Annotated in this window: 17 protein-coding genes; 10 read left to right on the top strand and 7 right to left on the bottom strand. The window is 38.1% G+C overall.

Going from position 1 to position 16,647, the window contains the following annotated elements:
- The first annotated feature begins 96 nt into the window (after positions 1-96).
- From J2Z40_RS04625 to J2Z40_RS04645, 5 genes are all read left to right on the top strand, one after another.
- Positions 97-456: a PilZ domain-containing protein gene (locus J2Z40_RS04625; RefSeq protein ID WP_066397472.1), complete on the top strand. Its 360-nt coding sequence runs from the start codon at positions 97-99 to the stop codon at positions 454-456.
- Between the two features lie 556 nt (positions 457-1,012).
- Positions 1,013-2,539, top strand: a complete 1,527-nt coding sequence (locus tag J2Z40_RS04630; RefSeq protein WP_066397470.1) for a glycine betaine uptake BCCT transporter — start codon at positions 1,013-1,015, stop codon at positions 2,537-2,539.
- 193 nt (positions 2,540-2,732) lie between these two features.
- Positions 2,733-2,912 carry a hypothetical protein gene (locus J2Z40_RS04635; protein ID WP_066397468.1) on the top strand — a complete coding sequence of 60 codons (180 nt, stop codon included), beginning with the start codon at positions 2,733-2,735 and terminating at the stop codon, positions 2,910-2,912.
- 132 nt (positions 2,913-3,044) lie between these two features.
- Positions 3,045-3,506, top strand: a complete 462-nt coding sequence (locus J2Z40_RS04640) for a MarR family transcriptional regulator (RefSeq protein WP_066397466.1) — start codon at positions 3,045-3,047, stop codon at positions 3,504-3,506.
- A 2-nt stretch (positions 3,507-3,508) separates the two neighbouring features.
- Positions 3,509-6,646 (top strand): MMPL family transporter, encoded by a 3,138-nt coding sequence (locus tag J2Z40_RS04645; RefSeq protein WP_066397464.1) that lies wholly within the window; start codon positions 3,509-3,511, stop codon positions 6,644-6,646.
- A 191-nt stretch (positions 6,647-6,837) separates the two neighbouring features.
- Here the strand turns inward: J2Z40_RS04645 and liaG are convergent, their stop codons facing one another.
- On the bottom strand, positions 6,838-7,683 hold the full coding sequence (gene liaG / locus J2Z40_RS04650; protein WP_066397461.1) for a LiaG family protein: 846 nt from the start codon (positions 7,681-7,683) through the stop codon (positions 6,838-6,840).
- Positions 7,684-7,881: 198 nt separating this feature from the next.
- On the opposite strand from liaG, the gene J2Z40_RS04655 reads away from it, so the two are divergent.
- Both J2Z40_RS04655 and J2Z40_RS04660 read left to right on the top strand, forming a co-directional pair.
- The gene (locus tag J2Z40_RS04655; protein ID WP_066397458.1) at positions 7,882-8,403 is read left to right on the top strand and encodes a sigma-70 family RNA polymerase sigma factor; all 522 of its coding nucleotides are present in this window, start codon (positions 7,882-7,884) and stop codon (positions 8,401-8,403) included.
- A complete protein-coding gene (locus tag J2Z40_RS04660) occupies positions 8,396-9,709 on the top strand; it encodes a DUF4179 domain-containing protein (protein WP_066397455.1) in 1,314 nt (437 codons plus the stop codon). The genes J2Z40_RS04655 and J2Z40_RS04660 overlap by 8 nt, the downstream gene beginning before the upstream one ends.
- Positions 9,710-9,744: 35 nt before the next feature.
- On the opposite strand, the gene J2Z40_RS19960 is transcribed toward J2Z40_RS04660, so the two are convergent.
- Positions 9,745-9,876 (bottom strand): hypothetical protein, encoded by a 132-nt coding sequence (locus J2Z40_RS19960; protein WP_281064442.1) that lies wholly within the window; start codon positions 9,874-9,876, stop codon positions 9,745-9,747.
- A gap of 244 nt (positions 9,877-10,120) precedes the next feature.
- On the opposite strand from J2Z40_RS19960, the gene J2Z40_RS04665 reads away from it, so the two are divergent.
- From J2Z40_RS04665 to J2Z40_RS04675, 3 genes are all read left to right on the top strand, one after another.
- Positions 10,121-10,954 (top strand): transporter substrate-binding domain-containing protein, encoded by an 834-nt coding sequence (locus J2Z40_RS04665; protein WP_066399529.1) that lies wholly within the window; start codon positions 10,121-10,123, stop codon positions 10,952-10,954.
- Positions 10,941-11,639, top strand: coding sequence for an amino acid ABC transporter permease (locus tag J2Z40_RS04670; protein WP_066397453.1), 699 nt, complete (start codon positions 10,941-10,943; stop codon positions 11,637-11,639). The genes J2Z40_RS04665 and J2Z40_RS04670 overlap by 14 nt, the downstream gene beginning before the upstream one ends.
- Positions 11,640-11,784: 145 nt before the next feature.
- Complete coding sequence (locus tag J2Z40_RS04675; RefSeq protein WP_066397451.1) at positions 11,785-12,519, top strand: amino acid ABC transporter ATP-binding protein; 735 nt, start codon at positions 11,785-11,787, stop codon at positions 12,517-12,519.
- 96 nt (positions 12,520-12,615) lie between these two features.
- On the opposite strand, the gene J2Z40_RS04680 is transcribed toward J2Z40_RS04675, so the two are convergent.
- From J2Z40_RS04680 to J2Z40_RS04700, 5 genes are all read right to left on the bottom strand, one after another.
- Positions 12,616-12,834 (bottom strand): hypothetical protein, encoded by a 219-nt coding sequence (locus J2Z40_RS04680; protein ID WP_066397450.1) that lies wholly within the window; start codon positions 12,832-12,834, stop codon positions 12,616-12,618.
- Between the two features lie 130 nt (positions 12,835-12,964).
- On the bottom strand, positions 12,965-13,702 hold the full coding sequence (locus J2Z40_RS04685) for an ABC transporter ATP-binding protein (RefSeq protein WP_066397448.1): 738 nt from the start codon (positions 13,700-13,702) through the stop codon (positions 12,965-12,967).
- Positions 13,699-14,397 carry an ABC transporter permease gene (locus J2Z40_RS04690; protein WP_066397440.1) on the bottom strand — a complete coding sequence of 233 codons (699 nt, stop codon included), beginning with the start codon at positions 14,395-14,397 and terminating at the stop codon, positions 13,699-13,701. The genes J2Z40_RS04685 and J2Z40_RS04690 overlap by 4 nt, the downstream gene beginning before the upstream one ends.
- A gap of 363 nt (positions 14,398-14,760) precedes the next feature.
- The gene (locus J2Z40_RS04695; protein ID WP_066397437.1) at positions 14,761-15,630 is read right to left on the bottom strand and encodes an ABC transporter substrate-binding protein; all 870 of its coding nucleotides are present in this window, start codon (positions 15,628-15,630) and stop codon (positions 14,761-14,763) included.
- Complete coding sequence (locus tag J2Z40_RS04700) at positions 15,627-16,583, bottom strand: substrate-binding domain-containing protein (RefSeq protein ID WP_157087844.1); 957 nt, start codon at positions 16,581-16,583, stop codon at positions 15,627-15,629. Before J2Z40_RS04700 ends, J2Z40_RS04695 begins: the two co-directional genes overlap by 4 nt.
- Positions 16,584-16,647 lie beyond the last annotated feature (64 nt).

Consider the following 16,647-nt stretch of genomic DNA (forward strand, 5'->3'; position numbering starts at 1 on the left):
ATGCATTCGTTAAGAGAGTGTGTTATATTTCATTGTTAATGTTAGCTATTTTTTGTAAAATATAGCTAATTAATACTACTGTAAAGGGGTAAATCTATGAGATTCAAAAGGGATGAGGGATTCCGTTTTTCATTTGGTACGCCACTTGCTGCTTCTTTTGCCATGGATGAAATGAACGGAGTGAAAGCAAGGCTGATTGATTTAAGTCCAAATGGAATGAAATTAAGTACCCAACATGATATCCCAAAGTCAGAACCAAACGCTAGCAACAAGATTTCAGTTCGCTTTACATTACACGAAATGGAACATCAAATTCAAGGGCAAATCATTTGGAAACAAAAAGCAATAGATGGCTATTTCTATGGGATTCAATTTTCTCAAGATAAAAAAGATCAAGAGGAAATGATAAGAGATCTAAAGCAGTTTGCCAAACGGCAATATAGCAAAAACAATTGACCAGATGGATAAAATAACCCTGTGCAAGCTGCACAGGGTTATTGGCATTTTAAATGAACGCTTATGCTCTAACAAAGCTTTTAATATCCTCATTTGATGAATGCGGCAAACATGCATAAATTTTGCATCAGGCAATTTCTATTCAAAAGGTTCTGTTAAAATTTACTGTTGATTTACTATGTTTGATAAATAAGCGGAGAAATTCCGGCTATATTGGGAAATACCTCTATTTCCTTAAACATAACCGGAGTTTTTCCGCTTAAATTGTCCAAAATGGATGGATTTTATCTTATTTAAAGCAGTTAACCGGAATTTCTCCGCTTATATTCACTTTTTAAGCTTTCATTTTTACATTAACCGGAATTATTCCGCTTATATTTTGCTTCTTCGGCTTTCTTGGAAGAAATTCTCCGTGTAATAACAGAGCCATTCGAAAAGGGAGTATGTTCAAAAACTAGCAAGGCTATTATTCCTCTTTTTCGTGTTTGTTCTAATACTAAATGTATTGAATTTAAGCATACTAAGAGAAAAGCTTTATTACAGAAAGGGAATTCTGATGAAAAAGATATCAAATGTTTTTTGGATTACACTTGCGATTGTTTTGGCAGCTGTTATTTTTGGAGCTATGGCTCCTAATACTTTTGAAAAAGCAACAGACAATTTACAAGCATTTTTAACGACAGCTTTTGGTTGGTATTATTTAATTTTAGTGACACTGATCGTGCTCTTTTGTGTTTTTCTTATTTTCAGCCCAGTTGGTGCGATTAAATTAGGGAAGCAGGAGGAAAAGCCAGAGTTTTCAAAGGCTTCATGGTTTGCGATGTTATTTAGTGCAGGCATGGGAATTGGACTTGTCTTTTGGGGAGCTGCAGAACCCCTATCACATTTTATTGATCCCCCATTGGCAGAAGGGGGTACCGCTGCAGCACATAAGGAGGCAATGAGATATACTTTCTTTCATTGGGGCATTCATGCATGGGGAATTTATGCGATTGTAGCACTTTCATTAGCTTATTTTCAATTTCGTAAGGGGGAGCCGGGCCTTATTTCAGCCACACTCAAACCTGTCCTTGGAAAAAAGAGAATGGAAGGTACATTAGGAACTGTAGTGGATGTGTTGGCCGTGTTTGCAACAGTGATTGGGGTTGCGACCACACTCGGATTTGGTGCAACACAAATTAATGGTGGTTTATCCTATTTATGGGGCATTCCTAAAAGCTTTACAGTGCAAGTGATTATTGTCGTTATCGTTACGCTTCTTTTTATGTTATCAGCTTGGTCTGGACTAGGAAAAGGAATCAAATATTTAAGTAATACGAATATGTATTTGGCTATTGCCTTAGTATTGCTCATGTTTATTATTGGACCGACCATCTTAATTTTAAATATTTTTACAGATACAATTGGCGGGTACATCCAGAATATTGTTCAGATGAGCTTTCGGATTGCCCCGTTAAATGAAGAACATCGAACATGGATAAATAATTGGACGATTTTCTATTGGGCATGGTGGATTTCATGGTCTCCATTTGTAGGAATATTTATTGCAAGGGTTTCTAGAGGGAGGACAATCCGTGAATTTATGATTGGTGTATTGCTGCTGCCTGCTCTTGTAAGCTTTTTTTGGTTTGCTGTATTTGGTAGTACTGCGATCGAGGTTCAACGTGCTGGCAAGATCGATCTAACACAATATGCAACAGAAGAAGTGTTATTTGCGATCTTTAGTCAATTTCCTTGGTCAACTTTTCTTTCGATTATAGCCATTGTACTAGTAGCAGTATTTTTTATTACTTCAGCAGATTCTGCAACATTCGTATTAGGGATGCAAACAACATATGGTTCATTAACGCCTCCGAATCGTGTAAAGCTCACTTGGGGAGGTGCACAGTCTATGGTTGCACTTATTCTCTTGTACAGCGGCGGACTGCAGGCGCTTCAGAACGCATTAATTGCAGCGGCCTTTCCATTTTCAATTATTATGGTTCTAATGATGATTTCGCTCTATCGCTCATTAGCAAAGGATAAAAAAGAGCTTGGATTATTTCACAAGCCAAAGCCTTCTAAGAAAACACCGGCAAATTAATTTAATTAGTTAAGTTGTTCGAATGATATGGTCTGGTTGAAAGGGGAGAGGAGCAAGACTACCTCCCCCCTTGAGTTTGTAGCGAAACTTTGTACAATTTACAAAAATCGCCATTTTTAAAAGGAGAAGGAGGAAAGTATGTCGAATAACTACTTGGTTTATTAAAATAGTCGGGATATTTGGAGGTATTTTCGTGAATATGACAGATCGTTATATTGAATTGGTTTACTCCGTTCAAGCAGATTTAAAACGAAATTTAACTTTAGAAGAAATCCAACATATTAAAGGAATTGTTGCAAGAGAGTTTCAGAATGAACAATATGTAGCTCATCGTAAACCACAAGAAATAAAAAAAGCACAAACCTTTATGTAGAAAAGGATTTCCATTGTGGGAGATCCTTTTTTTCATTGACAATTCTATAAAATTTTTAGTAAAGTTAAATCGGTTAATAGTTAAACAGGTTAACAATTAAATGATCAAATTAGTTATAGAGAGGTGAAAAATGTGACGTATAGTATCCAAGAGTTGATTGATTCTTATATCGACTTGTCCTTTTCTGTTCATCGTAAGGGAGAATCACTTATTCGTGAGCAAATTGAAGGGGATCTGCTTACAAATGATCAGCATTATACATTGAGGTATATTAATCGGGCTGGGTCATGTACCTCTACCGAATTAGCAGAGGAATTCGATGTGAAAAAAAGTGCGATTACTGCCATTATTAATCGTTTATGGGAAAAAGGCTTCATTCAGCGAACACGTGATGAGAATGATCGCCGAGTTGTGTATTTAACTTTAACAAAGCAAGGCAAGGAATTATATATAAAAACAGAGGAAAAGATTTATAAGCTTGTTGAAACTTTTATCAAACAGTTTGATCAAGAGGAAATTCAAGCATTTATTAAAACGTATGAGAAATTGAACAAAATTTTGATCGAGAGTAAAGACTACAAGGTGGAGGAGTAGAGATGAATTTTATTATTAAAAATCGATGGTTTGTTATTATTGCCTGGATTGTCATAGCTGCTGGATTATTTCTAGCTGCACCTAATATGGCTGAGCTCGTTCGTGAAAAGGGGCAAATTACTGTTCCTGATGAGTATTCTTCTTCACTTGCAGGTAGTATCATGGCAGATGTTAGAGAACAAGAGGGGGGCGGGAATGAAACATCGGTTGCTTTAGTTTTTCACAATGATAAAAAGCTAACTGAGGGAGAAATAAGGGAAGCGGAAAAGGCTGTTCGGATTCTTGAAAATGAGAAGGAGTTAGGGGTCAAAGAAATTCTCACTCATTTTAATGAAGAAACATTAACAGATCAGCTCGTTTCAGAGGATGGCAAATCAATCCTCACCTCCATTACGATTAGCTGGAATGATCGTGAACCTGGTGAACTGAATGATGCATTATATCATGCGTTAAAAGATATTAAAGTCGATCATTATTATACGAGTGACTGGCAAATTAATGAAGATTTAATGGCAAGCTCGGAGGAAGGCTTAAAGAAGACGGAAGGCATTACCGTTGTTTTTATTCTTATTGTATTGCTGCTCGTCTTTAAATCAGCCGTTGCCCCAATTATCCCATTAGTGACGGTTGGGTTTTCTTATCTTGTTTCACAGTCAATTGTGTCATTTCTAGTCGCACATTATGACTTCCCAATTTCGAATTACACACAAATTTTCTTAGTTGCTGTCCTATTTGGGATTGGAACGGATTACTGCATCTTATTGCTCAGTCGATTTAAAGAGGAATTATCCGCATATGAAACAGTGGGAGAGGCAATTGTTGCCACTTATCGCAATGCTGGGCGTACGGTCTTCTTTAGTGGAATTGCCGTCATGATTGGGTTTGCAGCGATTGGGTTCTCACAATTTATCCTCTATCAATCGGCAGCCGCTGTAGCTGTCGGAGTGGCATTATTACTTATTGCACTCTTTACGATTGTTCCATTTTTCATGGCGGTACTTGGACAGAAGCTGTTCTGGCCATCGAAAAGCAAGGCTGAGCACGGGGAGAGTAAGATTTGGGGAATGGTTGGTAGATTCTCATTGGCACGCCCATTTATTGCATTGCTCATCGTAGCTGCGGTTTGTGTGCCATTCCTTGTCACTTATGATGGGGAGCTATCGTATAACTCTTTGGAGGAAATCAGTGGAGATGTAAATTCAATTAAAGCTTTCAATGCGATTGCAGAAAGCTTTGGTCCAGGGGAATCCATGCCGACTCAAGTTGTGATAAAAAATGATGAAGAAATGGATTCAGCTGAATATATTGGCATAGCTGAAAAAATCAGCAAAGAAATCGAAAAGGTTCATTTAGTGGATACCGTTCGCTCAGTCACTAGACCGACAGGGGAGCCGATTGAAGATTTCTTTATTGCCAAGCAGGCAGAAACACTTGAAGAAGGCCTTGGTGAAGGAAAAGAAGGTCTTGGAAAAATTAGTGAGGGCTTAAATGAAGCAGGAAGTGAGCTAGCTAAATCAGAGCCGGAAATAAAGAAAGCAGCAACTGGGATTGAAGACTTGATTGCTGGAACAAGTGAGCTTCACTCCGGCTTAAACGAGATTCAAACCAATCTAGCAAAGATTGAAACGGGCATTCGACAAGGCTCTGCTGGCTCTGATGAAATTAAGGCTGGGCTTGCACAAACTAAAACGGGTGCAGAAGAATTGCTTGGTGCTTATAAACAGCTTCTTGGCGGATATAAAGAAGTAGAAAAAAATCTACAGTCAATCCATACGAATTATGAACAAGTAGGTCAAGGATTAGCTGCATTATCTGCTGGACTTGCACAAGCAAATACAGCCATGTACGGATATTTAGAAAATAAATATGCAGACTTATCAACTGATGAGCAGTATCAAGGAATGAAGCAGACAGCTTCTGGTGAGCAAGGACTTCTTAAACAGCTTAGTGGATTATCAGGGAATATCAATGAATTAAATGCTGGACTTGGTCAATTGACTAAAGGAATGGTCGTGGCAAATGCAAGCTTCGAACAGGCAATGGGTGGCCAGGGTGGTCTTTCAGCGGGATTAGAACAGCTTATAAAAGGGATTGAAGCACAGCAGGCTGGCTTTAATCAATTAGCTGATGGGCAAGGACAGATCATTCGTAATATGCCTAAGGTAACGAATGGGCTAAATAGTGTGAATGATGGGCAGAAGCAGCTTCTTCAAGGGTTTGCCGATTTAAGCGGACAAATTGGTCAGCTAACGGACGGTCTTGGCCAAAGTGCAGAAGGGCTGGATCAAGTAGCTGAAGGCCTTGGTTCTGCACAAGATTACTTAGCTGGATTATCGAATGCTGATAATACGGAAGGATTTTACTTGCCAGCAGAGGTATTGGATAGTGAAGAATTTGCCCAAGTATTCGATGTGTATTTATCAGAAGATCGTAAAGTGATGACGATTGATGTTATCTTTGAAGCGAATCCTTACTCGAATGAGGCGATTAGTCAAGTAGAGGAAATTGGTGAAGCTGTAAAACGAGCAACTATTGATACAAAATTGGAAAATGCCATTGTTGCAATAGGTGGAACAACGAGTACGAATGCCGATTTAAGTACGATGTCTGACCAGGATTATACCCGTACGGTTGTCTTGATGCTAATTGGGATCTCAATTATATTGGTTTTCCTCTTCCGTTCGATTATTATGCCTGCGTACATTATCGGTTCGTTAATCTTAACTTACTTCACATCGATGGCGATTAATGAAGTCATTTTCGTCCATATTCTAGGCTATACGGGCATAAGCTGGGCTGTTCCATTCTTCGGATTTGTCATCCTTATTGCCCTTGGTGTCGATTACAGCATATTCTTAATGGATCGTTTCAATGAATTCAAGGATCATTCAGTAGCTGACGCGATGCTCCTAGCAATGAAGAAAATGGGGACAGTCATTATCTCTGCAGCCATTATCTTAGGTGGTACATTTGCTGCAATGATGCCATCAGGAATGCTGTCATTATTGCAAATCGCTGCCATTGTCATTGTTGGTTTGTTCCTTTATGCCGCTGTCATGCTGCCATTATTTATTCCAGTAATGGTTAAGAACTTCGGTGAAGCGAATTGGTGGCCATTTAAAAGAAGTACAAATGGATAAATAGTAGATAAAGACAAAAGGTTCTTGATTGTCTTCATATAAAAAGCCTCTGAATACTGTTAAATTAGTATTCAGGGGCTTTTTTGTTCTATTTTAAGTGGAAGAATGGATCATTCCGCTTCCCTCTTGACTTTTTTAAGAGTGGCTCATTTTTTTATGACTGTGAATCCTGTTTTTGAAAATAATCCATATTAATAGATTTTTGCTATTCCACTAGATAATTTAATTGTAATATTATGTTTACCAGATCCACTGACACCTTCCACTTTATTTTTCTCAACAACTTTATCTGTTAGTGGAAAATCGTTATCAATGTATCCGCTCGAATAATTCCCTTTTAGTGTAAAGTCGGCATGATCAGGGAGGTCAAGCTTAATATGCCCTGAGCTCGCTTCTAAGTTGATATCATCTACTATTTTATCCATTTGAATATCCAGTTGACCCGACGATACTTCTGCATCAAGTGCCCCTTGATAATCCCTTATTTTCACGATGCCTGAACTCATTTTAACGGATCCTTTTTCAGTGAGTAACCCATTAATTTCAATCATGCCAGAAGAACCGTTATGTGTGTATTCTTTTGCTTCAATATCTCTTAAATCAACCTTGCCAGAACCTACATGAACATTTAACTCATCTAATTTAATCGATGATCCTCTGAAATTTAAATACCCTGATCCGACATCAATTGCCATGCTTTTCTCATAATCTTCAGGAATATAAATTTTCAGCTTAGGTGTCTGGTTGAGAAAATTAAAGCCATCATACCACTGTCTATTATACTTGACATGAATGGTGTCTCCGCTTTTCTTTACGCTTACGTCGCCTTTGCCGCTAAGTTCAGCTTTAATATCTTTTCGATCTTCAACAACAACGGTCGTGCTTGAGGAAGAAACTTGGATATCGATTAAATCAATATGCTTTGATACTTCTGCCTCCGTCTCGCTTTTTCCAAATGGGATTAAATTTCTTACATTCGATGTCATCAGTAAATAGAGAGCAATCAAACAAATAAAAATAATAAAAATTCGTTTCACTGGTAAGCCACCCTTCCTTTGCATTTGTTCTGTTACACTTATTCTATGAAAATTTCATGATGAAAACATTGAGCCGTAGCATGATTTGTCTCTAAGGCTAGAGGCTTACTTTATTGTAAGTGAAAAAAGAAAATTTTTGTAAAACTTTTTCGACTGTACACTGTCTAATAGATAGAACGAACAAAGGGCGTGCATAATGTGGATTTTGAAGAACTTGTACAGAAAGCCATTCATGGAGATGACTCGGCCTTTCTTGAAATCATCCAAGCGGTGAAAATCGACTTATATAAAACAGCCTTAGCTTACTTGCGAAATGAAGGAGAGGCATTAGAAGCGATCCAAGAAGTAACCTTCCGGGCATATAAAGGGTTGAAGAAGCTAAGAGAGCCAGCCTATTTCAACACATGGGTGATTCGAATTATGATTAATTATTGTAATGATACATTGAAAAACAGAAGAAGGCTGATCTTGAATGAGGACCTTGTACTTGCAACGGAATATGCAGAAAATCATTCACTAATGGAAATGGAAGATGCGATACAAGGCTTAGACGAACGTTCACGTGAGATTATTACCCTCAAATATTTTCATGATTTAAAAATTAAAGAAATTGCTCTTTCACTTGATTACCCTGAGGGGACAGTTAAAACATGGCTGCATAAAGCATTGAAGTCATTGCGTAGCAAGCTTGATGAAAAGGGAGGAATCTCTAATGTTTGAAAAAGAGGAAAAGGATCTTTCCCAATTAAAAAAGATGTATGATGATTTGCCATTCCCTGAGGAGGCAATTGATGAAGCGATTTTTTCAGGCTTTCATCAAGCGAAAGCACATAAAAATAACCCTCAGAAGAAAAAATGGCTACTATCTGGATTAGCTGCTGCTGTTTTTATAATTGGCTTTCTCACAAGTATTCGTGTGTCTCCTGTATTTGCGAGCTATGTGTCTAGTATTCCTGGAATGGAAAAGTTAGTGGAGCTCATTAGTGATAACAAAGGATTAATGTCTGCTGTCAATCATGAGTATGTTCAGGCAATTAATGCGACTCAAGAGAATGAGAACATAAAGGTGACTCTTGATTCTGTAATCGCAGATGAAAAAGGAATGGTCGTTTTTCAGACGATCGAAGTGAAAGAGAAACAAGAAAAATTTTATGTGAACGATCTAAAGCTCGAATCTGCCGACGGAACAGAGCTTCACTTAGGAAGCTATAGCTATGGTGCCCATCAGCCACACGGTGATCTCAGAAAAACGGAAATGGCTACAATGGATTTCTTTTTTGAAGAACCATTGAAAACAAAGGAGTTTATTGTCACTTTCACCGTTGAAACAAATGATTATGAAGAGGATTTTCGTTTTCTATTTACTTTAGAAAAGCCTTTAAAAGCAACGAAGACAGTCGAACTCAACGAAACGGTTTCAATTGAGGGGCAGAAAATAACGGTAAAGAATATTAAGATTTATCCTTTACGCGTAGCCGTACACGTTGTAATGGACCCAAAAAACAGCAAGAAAATTCTCTCGTTTGATGATATTCATTTAGTAGATGAAAACGGGGAAGCATGGACAAAAATTGCGAATGGGTTTACGGCACATTTTATAAATGATCATGAACAGATTCTTTATTTGCAAAGCAATTACTTTAAGGAGCCGAAAGAGTTATACCTTGCCATGAATAAGCTGCAGGCAGTTGATCAAGAGGATGCTTATGTGAAAGTGGATGTAGAAAATAAAAAAATACTCAATCAGCCGAAAGGAAATTTACTTGCGGATTTGAAGGTGGAAAATGGAAGTGTTTCTTTTATGTTAGATACAGAAAGGGAGTTTAATTACCATCTCTTTTCTTCAATAAGGGATGCGGATGGAAATGATATTGAAGGTAGCTCAGGATTCTGGACAGGAGGTAATAATGGAATGAAGGAGGTTGGAATTAATTTTCCACAAGGGAAGTACCGGAATCCGCTAGAGCTCAAGCTTTCATTCTTCCCTTCCTGGATTGAAGGGGATGTAAAAATAAAGGTAGAATAAATGCGGCCAGGCTTTCAAATCGAAAGCCTGGCTTTTTAATCATCATTTGTTTTTGAGGATTGATCTTTATTTCTTTTAACCCCTTTGCTATTATCCCCGCTAACGGCTGATTGGTTTCCTCTTGGTGAGCTTTGATTCCTGCTCCCCTTATTATCCTTTTTGGTCATGTTGCTCTCCTCCTTTCATTCAATCCTTATTTTCTTCTGTTTGTAGCAATTTATGTATGATCTGTCAGCTCATTATGAAAAGTACGTAAAGAAGTGCAAAATAAAGAAAAAGTGCCTGGGTGGATTGAAGCTTCCCTTGTTGGGAAAAGATAAGTTGAAATAGATATTTTTCTTTTGACAGAAGGGCCTTCTTGTACTACTATTATTAATGCCGACAAAACACATAAGAATTGAGGGATTGAAAGTGAGAAAGTTTTCATTATTAGCACTATTATTTAGTTTAATCCTTGTGATTACGGCTTGCGGATCAAATGAAGCTGCGCCTAAATCAGAAGAGAATACGAATACAGAAAATCAAGCAAAAGATAATACAGAGGATTTACTTGCAAAAGTAAAGGATGAAGGCAAACTATTAGTTGGAACAGAAGGAACATACCCACCGTTTACTTTCCATGATGACAAGGGAGAGTTAACTGGTTTTGATGTGGAAATCGCAAAAGAAGTTGCGAAAAGATTAGGTGTTGAGCCAGTCTTTATGGAAACACAATGGGATGCTATATTTGCTGGATTAGATTCAAAACGCTTTGATATGATTGCTAACCAAGTTGGCATTCGTCCAGATCGTCAAGAGAAGTATGACTTTTCTGATCCGTATATTACTTCAGCAGGAGTATTAATTAAGCATACAGACAACGAAGCGGTTACAAGCTTTGAAGATATTGAAGGATTGAAAGCTGCCCAATCTATGACTAGTAATTATGCAGATTTAGCTAGAGAAAATGGAGCAGAAATTGTAGGGGTGGAAGGCTTCAACCAAGCAATTGAGCTGATTAACTCCAAGCGTGCGGACGTCACAATTAATGACAACCTTTCATTTTTAGACTTCAAAAAGAATAAGCCAGATGCGCCAGTTGAAATAGCTGATACACTTGATGATGCTTCAAAAAGTGGCTTAATGTTCAGAAAGGGCAGTGAGACACTTATTGAAGAAGTGAATAAAGCATTAAATGAAATGATCGAGGATGGAACTTATTTAGAAATTTCCGAGAAATGGTTTGGTGTAAATGTTCTTGAATAGTATTTTTGCGGATCCGGAAAGGGTTTCGCGTCTAATAGAAATTGCAAAAAATTCCCTTCAGCCTTTGCTGGAGGGAGCCATTGTATATACGATCCCACTGACATTGATTTCATTTATTTGTGGGATTATTTTAGCTGTTTTAACCGCATTAGCACGAATCTCTGCAATTAAGCCTTTGCAGATGATTGCAAGAATTTATGTGTCAGCCATTCGAGGAACGCCATTGCTTGTGCAATTATTTATTATTTTCTATGGACTTCCAACAGTTGGCATTGTTATTGATCCATTTCCTTCTGCAGTTATTGGTTTTTCTTTAAATGTAGGAGCTTACGCATCTGAAATTATTCGTGCAGCAATTTTATCCATTCCTAAAGGGCAATGGGAGGCAGGCTATTCAATCGGAATGTCCTATCCACAAACTTTAAAGAGAGTAATATTGCCGCAGGCTTCAAGAGTTTCACTGCCTCCGTTATCAAATACTTTTATTAGCTTAGTCAAGGATACATCATTAGCAGCGATGATTTTAGTTACTGAAATGTTCAGAAGAGCACAGGAGATTGCCGCAACCAATTATGAATTTTTACTATTGTATTTAGAAGTAGCGCTTATTTATTGGATCATTTGTTTCCTACTTTCTATTGTTCAAGGTCGATTGGAAAAAAGACTGGATCGCTTTGTTTCATAGATATCTAGCGAAGTGGCCAATAAATTAAAAGAAGTGTCCGATAAACAGTAAAGAGCGGCCAATCAATCGAAAAAGCAGCCAATAAAACAGCAAAAAGCAGAAGATTAACGAAAAAAACAGGCAATGACCAGCTAGGGGTATTCAAATGATAAGTATTAAAGGTTTGCATAAGCAGTTTGATCAGCTGGAAGTATTAAAGGGAATTGATTTAGAGGTAGAAAAGGGAAAAGTGGTCGTTGTGATCGGTCCATCGGGATCTGGGAAAACAACGATGCTAAGATGCCTCAATATTTTAGAGACACCAACCTCAGGCGTGATCCATATCGAAGATCAGTCATTAGATTTTAATAAGCCGATTTCAAAAAGGGAGATTCCTCCTTTTAGAAGACTAACAGGGATGGTTTTCCAAAGCTATAACCTTTTTCCACATATGACGGCCCTTGAAAATGTCATGGAAGGGCCAGTGACAGTGAAAAAGAATAACAAGGAAGAAGTAAGAAAAAAAGCAGTCCAGCTCCTTACCAAGGTAGGATTAGGAGACAAACTGGATTATTACCCATTCCAATTATCAGGCGGTCAGCAGCAGCGTGTTGGCATTGCACGTGCTCTTGCGATGGAGCCAAAGGTTATGCTATTTGATGAACCAACATCTGCTCTCGATCCGGAGCTTGTTGGTGAAGTATTAAAGGTAATGAAGGATCTTGCAAATGAAGGAATGACGATGGTTGTAGTTACCCATGAAATGCGGTTTGCAAAAGAAGCAGCAGACGAAGTGCTATTCATGGATGGCGGTGTAATTATCGAAAGAGGGAAGCCCGAGGCTATTTTCTCCTCACCTAAAGAAGAGCGTACGAAACAATTTTTAAGTCTAATCCAATAATTGTGAAAAGACCTTCGTAAAAAGGGCAAAAAAAAGTGCCTCCTATTGGAAGCGATTAAAAGGGGATACAACCAGTATAGTCAAGCTCTCTCCCTTTTAATCGATGGAGGTAAAATTCTGATCAATCCATTGACTCTCTCCCTGCTTATCATAATAGTTATACTCATCCCAAATAAAATGACCGGCTGTTAAAAAGACCCCAATCATAAAGCAGACAATTGTGAGAGGGGATAAGCCAAAAAAGATATAGAATAGCAGTGTTGCAGCCATTGTCCAAAGAATTCCGCCAAGTGGAGCTTTGAGGATAGTCCCCATGAATTTATGTCTCCTCCAATCCCAACTGTATTTAAAGATCGTGTCCTCATTATACAATAAAAAGAATATTCAATCAATTCAAAAAAGTAGATTACTCAAAAATAAAAACAGCATATACATTCTATGCTGTTCATTCCTCAATCGGCAATTGCATCTCGTTCATAAATGGAGCGGAGTAAGCATTCGGGTTGGTTACAACATCGAGAGTCGAGCCAATTTGAACAATTTCTCCATTCATTAATATGGCCAGGCGATCGGTCATAAATTTCACTTCTGTTAAATCATGACTAACGAAAATAGTTGTCATATCCGTATCCTTTATAATTGATTTAAAATCCTTTAGCAGCTTTACTTTCGTAGGAAAATCCAAAGCGGAAAAAGGCTCATCTAAATACAATACTTCTGGATCTAAAATGAGTGCTCTAGCTAAGTTAACCCTTTGTGCCTCTCCACCTGATAATTGATGTGCATTTTTCTTTGCAAGATGCGCAATTCCAAACTTCTCAAGCCAAAATTCCACCTTTTCCTTTATTTCTTTTCTCGGAACATGGCGGATTTTTAACCCAGCAGCCACATTATGAAAAACCGTCGTATCAAAAATAAGTGTTTGCTGGAGAACGACTGCCCATTTTCTTCGTTGCTCTAAGGGGATATTTTTTGTGGGTAATGCGTTATGATGATAAAAAATCCTGCCCGCAGAAGGAGCTTGCAAGCAGGAAAGTGTTTTTAGTAATGTGCTTTTTCCTGCCCCATTTGGCCCCATAATGCCAAGGATTTCACCTTGCTCAATTGATAATTGTGGAACGGATAGAATCATACGATCTTTGTTCCTATAGTGAATGTTTTCAAGACGAATGATCGGATTCATTGGATTTTGTTCCTTTGCTGTAAATTTGTTAGAAGGAAGGTAATAATAAAGGCTAAACTCATCAACAAGAAGGAGAGTGCTAATGCGACATCAAAATTCCCCTTAGATACTTCCATGACAATCGAGGTCGTCAAGATTCGTGTTTCACCTCGGATATTCCCGCCTACCATCATTGCGGCTCCAACTTCGGCAATCACTCGTCCAAATCCAGCAATGATTGCAGCGAGAATGGCAATTTTCGCTTCCCGCAATAATAGGGTAACAGATTGAAGCTTTGTGGCACCGAGTGCTCTAATTTGGAGAAGCATTTTCTCATCAATTTGCTGAAAAGCACTGCAGGTTAGTCCAATAATAATAGGAAGTGAAACGAGGATTTGTGCCAAGACAATGGCAAATGGACTATATAATAGAGAGAAGTCTCCTAATGGACCTGATCGCCAAAGCAGCATCGTAATCCATAATCCTGCAACAACGGGAGGAAGCCCCATGCCAATATTAATAATAATGAGTAGAAGTCTTCTTCCTGGAAAACGGGTCAAACCTAAGAGAATTCCTATTGGTATGCCAACAAGTGTGCTAATCAGGACAGCTGTTAAGGATACCCGTAATGTAAGCCATGTAATCTGGAAGATTTCAGGATCACCTGAGAGCAGCATCTCTATTGCTTTTTTCATTCCCTCTATTAAAAGTTCCATTTGTCATTCCAGCTTTCTAAACAGATTGATTGTATGTACAACGAGGACAAATTGGCGAATTTGTCCTCTTTTTAACTGATTGGTTCTATTAATTTTATTGTGTTTGAAAAATAAGCGGAAAAATTCCGGTTAAATTGGGAAATACCTGTATTTCCTCAAAAATAAGCGGAGTTTTTCCGCTTATTTGATCAAAATCGATGGATTTTGTTTAATTTAGAGAGGTTAAGCGGAATTTCTCCGCTTATTACTCCACATACATGAAAATCAAGAGTACTGCTCCAAGCATGGTAGCACTCACGCAAACCGTGTTTCCTCAGTCCTTCCAATTTGTACGGCAAAGACCTCAGGTACTACCGATTTTGCTTATTCCGTATAAGGGAAGAAAAGAGACTCGCCGTATTCCTCTTGTCCGAATTTTTCAATCATTGTTTGTGTATCATCACTAATCATAAATTCAACGAAAGCTTTTGCCCCGTCACTATTTACTTTGTCATGCTTATCAGGATTTACTTGCATCACATGATAAATATTTAGAAGGTCTTCGTCACCTTCAACTAAAATCTCTAGATCTAGATTTTCCTTCTGTGCTAAATAAGTTGCACGATCAGTAATGACATAGCCTTGTTTTTCTGCTGCTACTTGAAGTGTGTTCCCCATTCCTTGTCCTGTTTCAGTGTAACCAGCATTTTCTCCTGGTGTAATTTCAAGTGATTTCCAAACATCTAATTCTTTTTTATGTGTACCAGAATCATCGCCTCTTGAAATGAAGACTGCTCCATCATCGAATAGCTTTTGGAATGCCTCTTGAACTTCCATTCCTTTAACAGCAGATGGGTCACTAGCAGGCCCGATTAGAATAAAATCATTGTACATCACTCGTTGACGGTTTGTTGCATCGCCGCTTTCAACAAGCTCTAATTCAGAAGCAGGTGCGTGAACGAGAAGAACATCAGCTTCCCCTTTTGTTCCCATTTCCAATGCTTGTCCTGTTCCAACAGCAATTGTTTTTACATTTGTGTTGCTGTCTTCTTCAAACATCGGAATTAATACATCAAGTAATCCGCTATCCTGTGTACTCGTTGTCGTTGCTAGAATTAAATCAGTTACTTCTTCTACTACTGCATCTGTTTGTTCTTCCTTCTTGGCTGTATCATCTGTTCCGTTCGAGCATGCTGTCATCATAAATAAAAGCAAGGCAATCAAACTATAAGTTAATATACGATTCCATTTCATTTTGTTTTCCTCCAATTTTTTGTTTCGAACATAACTCTCCCTAACTCTGATGCATCATATCCTTCTGATTGATTGATGCTATTTCTGAAATCGGTGACTTGCAAAATGTCAATTAAAAATTCAATGGCCTTCTCATTTTTGCTTGTCCATTTAAATATAAGATCAAATTTTTCCTTCTCGATCGGAATGAAGTCTAGCCCTAACTTAGTAGCTGCTGAACGAATGCCAAATGTGACATCAGCAATTCCTCCACTAATATAGGAAGCAGTAGATAAATGATTCCATTCCTCAACCTCATACCCCAAAATGTCAGATGGGTCAATCTTGTTCTCAGCTAATAGCGAATCTAGCAGAAAACGGGTCCCAGCCCCTTTTTGCCGATTAACAAACCGAATATCCTTACGTGCGAGATCTTTAATACTAAAGATCTGCTTTGGATTTCCCTTTGCAGTGATTAAGCCTTGTTCTCTTTCAGCAAGTCGAATGACAGAAATCTTTTCATGAACAAAAAGCTGTTTAATAAAAGGGAGATTGTATTCCTTAGATGTAGGATCAAGAAGATGCATGGCAGCAACATCGCAGCTTCCTTTATATAGCATCATTAATCCTTCTAAACTGCCAACATAGGTTGGCTGGATGGAGATGTCATTTGCTTGTCCAGTTATGTATTTAATTAATTGCTCAATTAAAAAATCATGACTGCCAGCGATATGTAGGATTTGACTTTGATGAGCGTTATTGCCTGAATAGGGAGCTTGTGATGGTTTGCTGCCCTCTTTAAACCGAGTGACTTCACTTTCCTCTATTCTCATTTTATTTCCTACTTTAAATGCATGAAGCTCTCCGCGTTTAATGAGCTCATATACCGTATTTTTGGATATCTTAAACATTTTGGCGATTTCATCTGGTGTATAGGTTTTTTCGTAAATTTGAATCACCTTCTTTCGTGCCATGTTTAAAATTACATGAAAACAATCTAACTTACTGTGACTTTTGTTATGTTTCGTTATGTTGTGT

This window comes from Cytobacillus eiseniae, assembly GCF_017874625.1.
Lineage (GTDB): Bacteria > Bacillota > Bacilli > Bacillales > Cytobacillaceae > Cytobacillus > Cytobacillus eiseniae.